Origin of the sequence: Xanthomonas sp. F10, from assembly GCF_014206815.1 — a bacterium.
GTDB lineage: Bacteria > Pseudomonadota > Gammaproteobacteria > Xanthomonadales > Xanthomonadaceae > Xanthomonas_A > Xanthomonas_A indica.
Map to the genome: position 1 here is coordinate 234,280 of NZ_JACHNP010000001.1, position 13,464 is coordinate 247,743.

Below are 13,464 nucleotides of genomic sequence, written 5' to 3' on the forward strand. Positions count from 1 at the left end.
GCCTCGGCGGCGACGCTGTCGTGTTCGCCGGACACGGCTAGAACCGCCACCAGGCGGCCACGAACGGGCCGCCCGCGCCGCCGGTGTTGCGCCCGGCCACCGGCTGCTGGTAGCCGAGCTGCAGCTGCGTGCCACCGGGCAGCGTGTACAGCACCGAGGCCTGCAGCTTGCTGAAATCGAAGTTGTTGCCGCGGATCGGCGTATTGTCGCCGGGCGCGTAGATCCGGTTCGGGCCCTTGCCGTTGCCCAGGCTCTGGATCACGTTGAACTCGCCGATCAGCATCCAGCGCGGCGCCAGCGCCAGGCCGCTGGACACGTCCAGCCGCGCCTCGTCGGAGGCGTCGCCGCCACGCAGGCGCACCGCCGTGCCCAGGTCGACATAGCCGTCGTGCTCGCCCAGGCGGTAGCCGCGGCCGACGCTGTAGCGCAACTCGGCGCCGTAGTCGCCCTGGCCCAGCGCCGGCCGCGCGCCGTCGCGCTGGCGCGCATAGGCGGGCACCAGCGCCAGCACCTGCAGCGCGCCCTGCCAGGGACCGTCGCGGCCATCCGGGTCGAGCCGGTAGCGCAGGCCGATTTCCTGGTCGGACCAGCCGCTGCTGTGGCGGTCGCCGTAGCCGCTGTCGTTGCGGTAGCCGACCTTGCTGAAATAGAAGTTGCCGACCAGGGTCAGATCCGAGCTCAGCGCGTATTCGCCATAGAGATTGAGCTGGTCCTGGCGGCTGCGCCCGGCATCGGGGAAGTTGCCGGACTGGCCGTGGCTGTTGAACACCGCGCCGCCATCGGTATGGCTGGCCTTGAGGATCACCAGCCCGTGGCCGGCCTCGTCGACCCAGGCGCTGGCGTAGCAGGGGCCGGCCGCCAGCGCGAGCAGGGCCAGTGCCAGCCCCGCGCGGCGCGCAGGCGTGACGCTGCCGGCAGCGGCCATGGGCATAGCGGACGCGCAGGCGCGCGCGTGGGTGCGCGAGCGCACGCCGTCGAGATCAAGCATGGTTGAGTTCCTGGTGGGGCCCCCGCACCAGAGCGGGCACGGTGCAGGGGTGATCGGCGGAACACGGCACTTGTTAAGTGACGCACTTCCCAATATAGCGAATTTATGTTGCCATGCCGCACGCGCGCGCAACGCGGCAGATTTCGTTCAGCCTGGGCGCCGCCAGCACAGCCGGGCGAAGGTGACCCAGGCGTGCAGCCAGATCACCGCCCACACCGCCGCCCGCACCGGCCAGGCCCGGCTCGGCGCCTCGAACTTGCGGAAGTAGCGCCACAGCCCGCGGTGCTTGTGCCACTCGACGAACCACGGCCGCTTGCGGCTGGAGACGCCGCGCACGTGCAGTACGCGCAGGCTGTTCAGCACCGCCACCGTGGCCCCGGCCTGGCGGACCCGGCGGCACAGGTCCAGATCCTCGGCGTGCAGCCGGTAGCCGACGTCCCAACCGCCGATGCGCGCGAACAGCGCGCGCGGCAACAGCATCAGCGCACCGGACAGCGCCGGCACCGGCTGCAGCGGCTGCGCCGGGTCGGCCGCCAGCGCCAGCCGCGAGCCGGCCAGCGGATGCCGCAGCATCGCCGCGAAGTCCGGATCGCGGCGCCGCACCGCGGCGTCGGCGCGGCCGTGCTCGTCGACCTGCTCCACGCCCAGCAGCGCCTCGCCCAGCGCGGCGGCCTGCGCGCGCAGTTGGGACAGGGTGTCGGGCTCGACCATCAGATCGGGATTGACGAAGGCCAGCCACGGCGCGTCGCTGGCCGCGGCACCCTGGTTGCAGGCGGTGGCGAAGCCGGGATTGTCGGGATTGGCGATGAAGCGCACCCGCGCATCGTCCAGCGCATGCCGCTGCACCACCGCCAGGGTGTCGTCGCGCGAGGCGTTGTCGACCACCCGGATCTGCGCCACCTCGGCGGCCGCGCGCAGCCGCTGCAGACAGGCATCGATGGTGCTGCCGCTCTCGTAGGTCACCACCACCACGGCTATCTGCTGTTCGCTCATCCGCCGATTATCCCGCATGCGCCGTCCGCCACGCGCGCGACAGGCATGGCGGCGGCGGCGATTGCCGCGCATACTCTGCGCCCCGTGCGCTGCGCGGCCGTTTGCGGCCCGCACGTGCGGGAGACGGAGCGATCCGTGTCCTTTCCTTCGCCCAGTGCAGATGCCGGTCAGCGTTGTTTCCTGTCCCAGGCTGCCGCCCCACCCCGCAGACCGCGCGCGCCGCCTGAGCCCGCGCGCATGCCGAGACGCCGGCGGCGCCACCGTCCCCGCTCCCGATCGTGCGACCGGGCCCTGCCCCAGGCCTCCCCGCCCCTGGTCTAGACCAATCGCGCACAGCCGCCGCGACGATGCGCATCGCGCGCCCGGCATGCGGCGCGCCCGGGCGCACCAACACCGCGAGAGACGCGCATGAGCGCCCGCCACCAGATGCACGGCATGGGCCTGCAGACCGTGGCCGCCGACTGGCCGCCGCTGTCCGACGGCGAGGTGGAGGCGCTGCTGCAGCAGTACGCCTTGCCCGGCCAGCTGCGCGCACTGCGCTGGCACAGCCCGCGCCCCTTCTCCGCGGCGGCGGAGGTCGAGACCGCGGCCGGCACGCTGTTCGTCAAGCGCCACCACCGCCGCGTGCGCGACCTGCACGCGCTGGGCGAGGAGCACGCCTTCATCGCCCACCTGCGCGCGCAGGGCGTGCCGGTGCCAGAGGTGCTGCGCGACCGCGACGGCGCCAGCGCGGTGCGGCGCGCCCACTGGACCTACGAGGTGATGCGCGCCGGCGACGGCGAGGATCGCTACCGTGAGGCGGTGTCGTGGACGCCGTTCACCGACACCACCCATGCCGCCGCCGCCGGCCGCGCCCTGGCGGCACTGCACCGCGCCGCCGCCGGCTACACCGCGCCTCCGCGCAGCACCACGGTGCTGGTCGCCAACCTGCGCCTGTTCGCCCAGCCGCAGCCGGTGCAGGCGCTGCAGCAGGATCTGGAGCGGCGCCCGGCACTGGCGACATGGCTGCAGCGGCACGACTGGCAGGACGACCTGCGCGCGCACCTGCTGCCCTGGCACGCGCAGGCGTGGCCGCTGCTGCAGGCGCCGCCGCCGGCGCTGTGGACGCATGGCGACTGGCACGCCTCCAACCTGCTGTGGCGCGGCCACGGCGCCACCAGCACGGTCAGCGCGGTGTTCGATTTCGGCCTGGCCGACCGGACCTTCGCCCTGTTCGACCTGGCCACCGCGATCGAACGCAACCTGATCCCGTGGCTGCAACTGGACGACGGCGGCGAAGCGGTCGCCGAACTCGACCAGCTCGATGCGCTGCTGCACGGCTACACCACGCTGCTGCCGCTGGACGCGGCGCAACTGCGCTTGCTAACCGCGCTGCTGCCGCTGGTGCATGCCGACTTCGCGCTCAGCGAGATCGACTACTTCGCCGGCATCACCGGCTCGGACGCGCACGCCGAAATCGCCTACCGCCGCTACCTGCTCGGCCACGCCACCTGGTACGGCGAGCGCGAGGGTCAGCGCCTGCTGCGGCACCTGCAGCGGCGCGCCGCGGCCGCGCCATGAACCGTCGCATCCACACCGCTCCATCCGCTGTCACGGCTGCCGCACGCACGCCGCGCGGCGATGCCGCTTCCCTCTTTCGTTTCGTTTGCCCGAGGTCGTTCCGCATGCTTCCCACCCGCCGCTTCCCCGCCCCGCACGCGCTTGCGCTGGGCCTGGCCATCGCCCTGCCGCTGCCGGCCCTGGCCGCCGACGATGCGCCGGCATCCGCTACCGCGCAGACCCCGGTCGAACTGGACGCAGTCAACGTGCAGGGCCGCCAGCCGCACAACCGCAGCAGCCTGAGCGGCTACGGCGACGCGCCGCTGCTGGAGACGCCGATGGCGATCGACACCATCGACCGCACCCAACTGGCCGACCGCCAGGTGCGCGTGCTCAGCGAGGTGCTGCGCGCCGACGCCGCGGTCGGAGACAGCTATGCGCCGATCGGCTACTACGAGAACTTCCTGGTCCGCGGCTATTCGCTCGATGCGGCCAACAGCTACCGCATCAATGGCCTGACCATCGCCGGCGAACAGAACGTGGCGCTGGAGAACAAGGAGCAGGTGCAGGTGCTCAAGGGCCTGTCCGGGGTGCTGTCCGGCATCACCACCCCGGCCGGGGTGATCGACTACCAGACCAAGCGCCCGCAGCACGTGCGCAGCCTGGTGCTGAGCGGCGACGACGACGGCAGCCGTGGCGCGGCGCTGGACCTGGGCGACTGGTTCGGCAGCGAGCGCCAGTTCGGCCTGCGCGTCAATGCCGCGCACGAGACCCTGCGCAGCTATGTCGATCACGCCGATGGCCACCGCAACTTCCTGTCGCTGGCCGCGGACTGGAACATCGATCCGCAATCGACCCTGCAACTGGACGTGGAATACCAGGACCGCCAGCAGCGTTCGGTGCCGGGCTACCAGTTGCTCGGCGGCACGCAGCTGCCGAGCGGCGTGTCGGTGCATCGCCTGCTCGCCTACCAGCCGTGGTCCAGGCCGGTCGGCATCGAGGCGCTGAATGCACAGGTGCGCTACGAATACCGCTTCAGCGACGCCTGGAACGTGCATGTCGCCGCGTCGCACAGCCGCGCCCTGATCGACGATTACTCCAGCTTCGCCTGGGGCTGCTACGGCGCGGCCAGCTGCGCCGGCGACGCCGTGCCCAACCACTTCAGCCGCGAAGGCGACTACGACATCTACGACTACCGCAGCCCCGCCGACAGCCGCCGCAACGACGAACTGCAGGCGATCGCCAGCGGCAGCGCCAGCACCGGCGTGTTGCAGCACCAGTTCCAGGTCGGCGTCGACTATCTGCATCGCACCATCGACCGCCACGGCTCGATCAATGAAATGATCGGCAGCGGCAACATCGACGCCGATCCGCCGCTGCTGGCGCCGGCCGACGCGGTCCTCGGCCCCAAGCGCCGGCGCCTGGACAGCGCGCAGACCGCCCTGCTGGCCAGCGACCGCATCGGCATCGGCGATGCCTGGCAGCTGCTGCTGGGCGCGCGCCAGGTGCGCTACGACGAACGCGCCTGGGACCGCGACGGCACCCTGACCCGGCGCACCCGTCGCTCCGTGTTTCTGCCGCAGGCGGCGCTGCTGTTCAAGGTGCAGCCCTCGCTGTCGCTGTACGCCAGCTTCGCCAAGGGCCTGGCCCCGGGCGGCGCCGCGCCCTGGTTCGCCAGCAACGCCGACAGCATCCTCGCCCCCACCAGCGCCTACCAGCGCGAGGTCGGCATGAAGTACGAGCGCGATGGCGTGACCCTGGGCGCGGCGCTGTTCGACATGCGCCAGGCGTACCAGTACGCGCAACCGCAGGCCGATGGCAGCTTCCTGTTCGTGCAGCAGGGCCGCCTGCACAACCGCGGCATCGAATTGTCGGCCGCCGGCACGCTGGGCGCCGGCCTGCACCTGCAGGCCAGCGTCGCCGGCATCCGCGCACGCGCAGAGGACACCGGCACGCCGGGCGACGAAGGCCACCAGGCGTTGAACGTGCCGCGCTTGCGCGCCAGCGCGCAGGCCACCTGGGACGTGCCCGGCGTCAACGGTCTGGCGCTGCTGGGCGGCGCGCAGTACAGCGGCGCCAAATACGCCGACCGCAGCGGCCAGGTCGCCGTCGGCGGCTACAGCGTCTACAACCTCGGCGCCCGCTACGCCACGCGCCTGGGTGCGGTACCGACCACGCTGCGGCTGAGCGTGGACAACCTCACCGACAAGCGTTATTGGCGCGACGTCGGTGCCTACGAAGGCGACGACTATCTGTTCCTCGGTGCGCCGCGGACCGCGCGGTTGGCGGTGCAGTTCGATTTTTGAGGAGCGGGGATTGGGGAGGCGGGATTGGAGATTCGTAAAAGCCGGAAGCAGACATGGCGACGGTCGCGGCTGAAGCCGCTCCTACAACCCCCATGATTCCATGCGTTTGCGAAACGTCCTGATTCAGATGCACTGATCCACGATGACTTCATCCATCGCCCTCTCCTTGAATGCCAGGCGCGCTGATGCCGTTGTAGGAGCGGCTTCAGCCGCGACGGGCGTTCCTGCTAACGCTTGTCGCGGCTGAAGCCGCTCCTGCAAACGCGCGCAATGCAACGCGCTCGCGCACCACACCCCATCCAGAATCCCCACTCCCCAATCCCGGCCACCCCACCATGTCTCCCCTCGAACTGCTCGCCGTGCTGGTCAATGTCCTGGGTGTGTGGCTGACCGCGCGGCGGGTGCGCTGGTGCTGGCCGGTCAACGTGGTCGCGGTGCTGCTGTACGCGTGGCTGTTCTATCAATGGAAGCTGTACTCGGACATGCTGCTGCAGGGCCTGTACGTGGTCCTGCAGGGCTACGGCTGGTGGCGCTGGAGCAAAGGACTCGGCGACGACGGCAAGGTCCAGGTCGGGCCGCTGCCGTGGGCCGAAGGCCTGCGCTCGGTGCTGGCCGGCGCCGCCGGCGCGGTGCTGCTGGGCTGGTGGATGCACCGGCACACCGATGCGGCGCTGCCGTGGCTGGATGCGGCGCTGTCGGCGTTCAGCGTGGTCGCCAGCGTCTGGGCCGCGCGCAAGCGCATCGCCAACTGGGGCCTGTGGATGGTGCTGGACTGCGTCTACGTCGGCGTGTTCCTGTACAAGGGGCTGTACCCCACCGCGGCGCTGTACGCCGGATTCGTGGTGCTGGCGGTGTACGGATTGCGCCTGTGGCAGGCGGATCTGCGCCGCGCGCGTGCAATCACTTGAGTGCGCCCATATCCTTCCGTGCTTTCAGCGACACAGCACGAGCGAAGGTCGGGCAATCGGCACACCGGAAGCCCTCAACCATCAGGCGCCCCACATCGCGCGCATGCCTGCCGGCAGCGTAGTCTTGTCAGCCACGCTGCGCCCCGCCCTGGATTTCGCATGAGCTTCGCCACCCCCGCCGGCTTCGGCCAACGCATCGCCGATGCGCTGCTGGCGCGCATCGCCGCCGGCGAATGGCGGGCGGACCAGCGCCTGCCGGTGGAGCGCGAACTGGCCGCGCTGTTCGGCTGCACCCGCATCACCCTGCGCGAAGCCCTGCAGCAGCTCGAATCGGACGGCCACATCTACCGAGAGAACCGCCGCGGCTGGTTCGTCAGTGCGCCGCGGGTGCGCCACGACCCCAACAGCATCGCCGGCTTCATGCAGTACGTGGCCGCACAGGGCGGCGTGCCGCGCACCGAACTGCTCGCCGCGCAGCGCCAGCCGGCCGGCCCGGCGCTGGCCCGGCACCTGCAATTGGACGATCCCGCAGCCGAGGTGTTCGTGCTGCGCCGCCGCCGCTGGATCGGGCGACGCGCCGTGCTGCTGGAAACCAATGCGATCCTCGCCGCGTGGGCGCCGCGCCTGCTCGACCACGACCTGGCCAGCTCGCTGAGCGCGGTGCTGACCCAACGCCTGGGCTTGCGGCAGGCGCGCAGCCGGCTGTCGATGTATCCGGCCACGCTCGATGCCGAGCAGGCCGCGCTGCTGCAATCCACGGCCGGCACGCCCTGCTTCCGCCTGCAACGCGTCAGCTACGCCGCCGACGGCCGCGCAGTGGAATTCGACATCGAATCCTGGCGCCACGACGTGCTGGAAGTGTCGGTGGATGTATACGCGCCAGCGGAGTGAAGCTGACTATGTGTATCGCCGCGCAGGCACGCTGCCGGAGTGGCCTATATGTTCAGCTAGGTCGTTCCCACGTCACCACCAGAACCATAGGCGAAGGTCGCCCCTGCCGATGCAGTGGTCTCCCCGCCCCTTCGGAATGCCGTCGATTCCGTCTCGCAGGACTGTAAGCCACGCCGCACCGATGTCGAGTGCGGCCGGCGCCAGATCCGGTGGAAACGACCATCGATCATCGGTGGTCGAGACGGTGAGGCGCAGCTTCTCCGGAGCGACCCACGCCGCGCGACCGCGCCGATTGTTTGGAACGGCAAGCTCGGCCCTGGTGGGCGCGGTGATCGCGATGACGCGCGCACCGTCGCCATCGGCGGCCAACGCGTCAAGCAGCATCACCAGCGACCGGCACCCGGGCGCGTCTGCGTTGAGATGCCAGCCGGGATAGTTGCGCTCGTTCTCGAGATAGCGCCACAGCGAGATGCGGCCGGTTTGCGTCCAGCGATGGGCGAGCCGCAGGTCGGGCGGCGACAGGCTAGGCATCGAACAGTGCACGCTGCGGATCCGGCGGCGGCAACGTGTCGTACAGGCGCTGCAACTCCTCGCGGCAGGCGCGCAATGGATCGTGCATCAGGAAGCCGGCCAGGCGCGCGTGCCAGGCCGGCCAGCGCGTGGCCAGCGCGTCCATGTCGCCGTCGGCGGCGCGGCCTTCGCCGCTGCACGCGACATGCGCGGTCTCGCACAGCACGTTGCGCCAGCCGAGTCCGGCCATGCGCAGCGACAGGTCGGTCAGTGCCGCATACCAGGAGCCGTAGCTGCTGGCGTCCAGGCCGCCGGCGCGCTGCCGCGCCACCCCGCGCAGCACCACCGCGTGGCACACCGCCGACGGCAGTTCCGGATGCAGCGGCGGCAGGGCCGCGCAGGCGCGGGCCAGGCGCTCGGGATCCTCGGGCAGCGGATTGATCTCGCCCAGCCGCGGCCACGCGCAGGCCTCGCCGGCATTGCTCCACGGCGTGGCGCTGGCGATGGCCGCATCGCGCGCCAGACAGGCGCTCAACTGCAGCAACCAGCCCGGCGCGGGCTGCGCATCGGCGGCCAGTACCGCCACGTCGGCATCGCCGCAGGCGCGCAGCATTTCGTCCAGATGCGCGACCTCGCCGAGCATGCGCGGCCGCCGCGTGTAGTCGGCCTGCAAGCGCGTGTGCGCCAGCCAGGCCTCGATCACCCGGATGCCGCGCGGGCCGGCCTGCGCATCGTCGGCCAGCCACACGCGGGTGCCGGCCGGCGTGTTCGCCTCCAGCGCGCCCAGGCAGGCGTCCAGCGCGACGTCGTCGACGCCGACCGCTAAGAGGACTACAGGAAGTGAAGGCAGCCACATAAAGCGCAGAAATAAGAATACCAGTTGATTTTTCACCCCATAAAAAAACAATTATTCAGAACTTCACTCTCACCCCATCACGAAGCGGGAGTGAAGTCAATAAATCAAAAAGACTATTCCGCCAGCTGCAATACAGCCAATTTAGATACCCTTGCTACAATCAACGACGGCGCTAGCTGCCCATTTTTGGCTCGGAGGACTGGGCTGCCAATAATTATAATTTTTCAACTTGCATTCAGAGTATCCCTCCGCCCGGGCTGCAGCCTCAGCACGCGATACTGCTGTATCAATTGCTCGATCCTTATCAAGAATAAGATCAAACACTTGATCGGTTGCCCCAGTAAAAGTAAAGACAACCACTAATGGGATATATTCTCCAGGATTTGTGCAAGCCAAATTCGCCGAAGCAGCGTAATGATTACCACTTGGCCAATAGTTATAATTTTTTAAAGCACAATTTCCATAATGTTGCTGCCACGCTGCATTCTTAGCAGCGACTCCAGCCAGCTCGACAGCCTTGGCCGGTGTTCCGCCATAGACATCGTCAGATGTGCCGTTAAAATTTCCTGGGATTGTTACATCACCCAAGGCCGAAAAAGAAACTAAAAATCCGAAAACAGCCAATGAGGAGACACAATTACGAGAAGCCTTCATAAAACCTCCTTATTACCCCCCCGCGCATACAACATTAGAGCATCGCCGGGACCTCGTCAAACTGCCACCCAAAGCTGGAAAGAACAGAAGTCACATCGGAAATAATCGAACGAGAAAGACTAAAGCAGGAAAAACAGCTCGGAAATCGCCCCGGATCGATACTGCGCAACCGATTCCACTGCTTTAGCGCAAGCAACTTAGCCTTCCGCCACTTAAAATCACTGCGTTGTCAATGCGCGCATGATTTTTTAGGGGATTTACAAGCACGCCAGATGATAGAGCGCGTTGATGCACGTTAATTTGGGATGTGTCGGCTGCACTCACCGCTATGGCAAAATTATTGCAAGTGCGCCTTGATGGGGCGCAATGCGCACCGCGACAACCAACCCCTGGGCGACAACCTATGTAGCGCACGGCTCATATTTTGAACCCGATTCCCGCAAACTCTTAAAGCTGCCACACCTGCTTGCCACTGGGTAAGCCCCAGCGAAAGCCAGGGGCCACCCTCAGTACGACAAGACAAGCGTCCGGCAATCCATCGTTAACGCTTGTCAGAACACAAAGTGAGCAGGCTGCCCTGTGCTTACTTCTTGCCGCGTGCTGGCAGCGGCTCCATGGCCTTGAACTTCTTCCCGTACTCGTCGGTGAGATTGCGCGCTTCCTGCGGGTTGCGCACGATCGTCGGGGTCAACAGCACGATCACCTCGTTGCGCGTCTTGTCCTGCGTTTTCTGCCCGAACAGCGCCCCAACCAACGGCAACTTGCTCAGGTACGGAACACCTGCGCTGCCGTCGCTGGTACTGTCGTTGATCAGGCCGGCGAGCATGATGGTGTCGCCGCTCTGCACTGCGGCTTCGGTCTTGACCCGGCGCGTATTGATGTCCACGTTGCAGGCCGAGCTATTGGTCACGCTAGTCTTGCCGTCGGTGCACGCGGCCGGGCGCGCACCAGGTGTACTGACCTCCTGCACGATGTCGAGGAACACCATCCCATCCCTGGTCACCCGCGGACGCACCTTTAGGATCACACCGGTGTCGATGTACTGCACGGACGAGTAGCTGGTGTCGGTGCCCAGGCCTGTGTTGATCGAGGTCGAGTTGATCGGGATGCGCGTGCCGACATTCAGCGTTGCCTCGGCGTTATTGCGTACGAACACCGACGGGGTCTGCAGCAGTTTGAGGTTGGTGACCTTGTCCAGCGCGGTGATCACCGCGGCGGCGTTCTTGCCGAGAAAGGTCCAGCCCAAGCCGCCGCTGCCGACCTTGCCGGCGATATCGCCCCAAATATTTCGGCCAAGCGCGCTGGGCAAGCCCGCTCCCGCTCCGAGGCCGGTGGAATTAGCCACGGTGGAATCGGCGGAGGCATTGACCGAATTCTCGAAGAACCAATTGACGCCATACTGCAGTTGGCCAGTCAGACTGACCTCCGCCACCTGCGCCTCGATATGCACCTGCATCGGCATCACGTCGAGCTTCTCGACCACGTCGCGGATCGAGCGCCAGGCCTGCGGGGTGGAGCGCACCAGCAGAGTGTTGGTTTCCTCCACCGCTGACACGCCGACCTTGTCGCCCTGCACTTCCAAGGTCACGCTGCCGTTGCCGGACGTACGCGGCGACAGCTGCAGGCTGCCATTGCCCAGGCCGCCGCCGCTGCTGCCGGAGGAACTGCTGCCGCCCAGGCCGTCGCTGCTGCTGCCCAGGCTGCCGCCCAAACTGCCGCCGCCCAGGCTGCTGCTGTCGCTGCCGTTGAAGCCGCCCAGGCCGCCGCCGTTCAACTGGCTCATCTGCGAGCCCGGCATCAGCGAGGCGTTGGAGTCGCCGCGGTTGCCGCCACCGGCGCCGAACACTTCGGCCAGGCGGTCGGCCAGGTCCTTGGCCTTGATGTACTTGAGTTCGTAGGAGAACAGCCGCGCGCCGCCGCCGGCGCTGTCGATGCGGTCCAGCCACTCCTGGATCTGGTCCAGGTAGCGCGCCTGCGGGGTGATCACCAGCACCGCGTTGGCGTTCTCCAGCGGCATGAAGCGGAACATGCCGGCGCTGGGGGTCTTGCTGTTCTCGCCGAACACCTTCTCCAGGTCGGCCGCGACCTGCTCGGCCTTGCCCGACTGGATCGGGAACACGCCCACCGACATGCCCGACAGCCAGTCGACGTCGAAGATCTGCACCGTGCGCAGGTAGTTCTCCAGTTCGGCGCGGGTGCCGCCCAGGGTGATGACGTTGCGCGAGCTGTCGATGCCGACGATGGCGTTCGGCCGCGCGTACGGCTCCAGCACCTTCTTCATCTCGCTGGCGGAGATGTATTTCAGCGGCACCACGCGCACCTCGAAGCCGCGCGCGTTGGCCGGCGAGGCGGTGCTCGGCGCCACCGTGCCGGCCAGGGCCTGGTCGGCGGGGACGATGTTGTAGCGGCCGCCGCTGTAGACCATGCGCGCGTTGTTCCAGCCCAGCACCATCTCCAGCAGGTTCAGCGCCTGCGCCGGTGATACCGGCTTGGGCGTGGCCAGGGTCACCGTGCCCTGCACGCCCGGCGCGATCACGTAGTTCTGCCCGAGCATGTCGCCGAGGATGGCCTTGACCACCGCCTGCAACGATTCGCCCTCGAAGTTGAAGGTGGCGCTGCCGCTGCTGGCGTTGCCCAGCGACGGCGCCGGCGCCGCGGCGGCCGCGGAATTGATCATGGCGCCGCTGCCGCGGCGGATCACCGGGGTGGCGCGCTCGGGCAAGGCATTGGGATCGGCCGGGCCGCCCTGGCCGTCGGTCTGGGTGCTGCCGGCCGCGCCGACCTGGGGGTTGATCGCGGCGCCGCGACGGATGTCCGGCGAGGGCGTGGTGGCGCAGCCGGCCACCAGGCCGATGGCGAGGAACAGGGAAAACAGACGCGGCGTCATGCGATCACTCTTCAAGGGTTCTGACCTGAGGGGTTGTTCTGGCGCTGTTGCTGCAATTGCCGGCGCCGCGCTTCGATCCGCTCGCGGATGGCCTGCAGTTGCTCCGACGAGGGAGCCGGCGACGACGGCGCGGGTGCGCTCGGGGTCGGTGCCTGGTTCGGCACCGGATTGGGAGCGGACTGGGTCGGCGGGCGCGGCGCCGTGGCGTTGGACTGGCCGTTGGGCGCAACTCCCGGCATCTGCCCCTGCGCGGCGGCCGCGCGCCCGGCCTGGCCGAGCACGGTCGGCGGTTGCCCGCCCTTGCCATCGAACACCTTCAACTCCAGGGTCTGGGTGCCGCCGGAACCGCTGACCGTCGCCTGGCGCGGCGCCAGCGACAGCAGCCGCCAGCCCTGCACCGCGTCGCCGCCTTCCTGCAGGCGCAGCGATTCGCCCTGCTCGGTGGTCAGCGTGGCCATCTTGAAGCGGTCGGTGAGCAGCACGCCGGTCAGGCGCACGTTGGGGGCGGCGGCCTGGCCGTTGTCGGCACTGAGGAAGAACGGATGCGGGCGGCGATCCTCGGCGAACACCGGGCGCGCGGCGATCTCGCCGTACTGCGAGAAATCGCCCAGGCGATGCGCGGTGGCCGCGGGCAGGCCCGGCAGCCGCTGCAGCATCGACGGATCGTCGGGCAGCGGCGCCACGCGTTCGCCGAGCCCGCCCAGGCCCAGCGCCCAGACCAGCAGCCCCCACAGCGCCAGCGTGCCCAACCACACGGTGCGCAGGCCCATCGCTTCAATTCGCATGGCGTCCCTCCACCTGTTGCGGCAGGTCCACCGGCGCGGCATTCGCGGCGCCAGGCGTGCCCGGCAGGTTGGTCGCGCTGGGCGCGGCCGGCGATGCTGGCGCGGCGGCCGGCTCGCTCGGCCCGGCGCCGGCGGAACCGCCGGCAT

11 protein-coding genes are annotated in these 13,464 nt (G+C 68.6%); 4 read left to right on the forward strand and 7 right to left on the reverse strand.

Annotation, left to right across the window (positions count from 1 at the left end):
• Window positions 1–37: 37 nt before the first annotated feature.
• Window positions 38–988, reverse strand: coding sequence for a hypothetical protein (locus FHR56_RS01045; RefSeq protein WP_160948293.1), 951 nt, complete (start codon window positions 986–988; stop codon window positions 38–40).
• A 147-nt stretch (window positions 989–1,135) separates the two neighbouring features.
• Entirely contained in the window at window positions 1,136–1,981 is an 846-nt protein-coding gene (locus FHR56_RS01050; RefSeq protein WP_160948294.1) for a glycosyltransferase family 2 protein, read from the reverse strand.
• A gap of 408 nt (window positions 1,982–2,389) precedes the next feature.
• Here FHR56_RS01050 and FHR56_RS01055 point away from each other — a divergent pair, with 408 nt between their 5' ends.
• From FHR56_RS01055 to FHR56_RS01070, 4 genes are all read left to right on the forward strand, one after another.
• Entirely contained in the window at window positions 2,390–3,541 is a 1,152-nt protein-coding gene (locus FHR56_RS01055) for a phosphotransferase (protein ID WP_160948295.1), read from the forward strand.
• Window positions 3,542–3,645: 104 nt separating this feature from the next.
• Window positions 3,646–5,826 carry a TonB-dependent siderophore receptor gene (locus FHR56_RS01060; RefSeq protein ID WP_160948296.1) on the forward strand — a complete coding sequence of 727 codons (2,181 nt, stop codon included), beginning with the start codon at window positions 3,646–3,648 and terminating at the stop codon, window positions 5,824–5,826.
• A 335-nt stretch (window positions 5,827–6,161) separates the two neighbouring features.
• A complete protein-coding gene (gene pnuC / locus FHR56_RS01065) occupies window positions 6,162–6,734 on the forward strand; it encodes a nicotinamide riboside transporter PnuC (protein ID WP_160948297.1) in 573 nt (190 codons plus the stop codon).
• Window positions 6,735–6,893: 159 nt separating this feature from the next.
• Window positions 6,894–7,625 carry a UTRA domain-containing protein gene (locus tag FHR56_RS01070; protein WP_160948298.1) on the forward strand — a complete coding sequence of 244 codons (732 nt, stop codon included), beginning with the start codon at window positions 6,894–6,896 and terminating at the stop codon, window positions 7,623–7,625.
• Between the two features lie 72 nt (window positions 7,626–7,697).
• On the opposite strand, the gene FHR56_RS01075 is transcribed toward FHR56_RS01070, so the two are convergent.
• From FHR56_RS01075 to xpsN, 5 genes are all read right to left on the reverse strand, one after another.
• The gene (locus FHR56_RS01075) at window positions 7,698–8,156 is read right to left on the reverse strand and encodes a hypothetical protein (RefSeq protein WP_160948299.1); all 459 of its coding nucleotides are present in this window, start codon (window positions 8,154–8,156) and stop codon (window positions 7,698–7,700) included.
• Complete coding sequence (locus FHR56_RS01080; protein ID WP_160948300.1) at window positions 8,149–8,991, reverse strand: glycosyltransferase; 843 nt, start codon at window positions 8,989–8,991, stop codon at window positions 8,149–8,151. The genes FHR56_RS01075 and FHR56_RS01080 overlap by 8 nt, the downstream gene beginning before the upstream one ends.
• A gap of 141 nt (window positions 8,992–9,132) precedes the next feature.
• Entirely contained in the window at window positions 9,133–9,645 is a 513-nt protein-coding gene (locus FHR56_RS01085) for a hypothetical protein (protein WP_160948301.1), read from the reverse strand.
• A 583-nt stretch (window positions 9,646–10,228) separates the two neighbouring features.
• Entirely contained in the window at window positions 10,229–12,532 is a 2,304-nt protein-coding gene (gspD, locus tag FHR56_RS01090) for a type II secretion system secretin GspD (RefSeq protein WP_160948302.1), read from the reverse strand.
• Window positions 12,533–12,543: 11 nt separating this feature from the next.
• The gene (gene xpsN, locus FHR56_RS01095; RefSeq protein WP_184502389.1) at window positions 12,544–13,317 is read right to left on the reverse strand and encodes a type II secretion system protein XpsN; all 774 of its coding nucleotides are present in this window, start codon (window positions 13,315–13,317) and stop codon (window positions 12,544–12,546) included.
• Window positions 13,318–13,464: the final 147 nt, after the last annotated feature.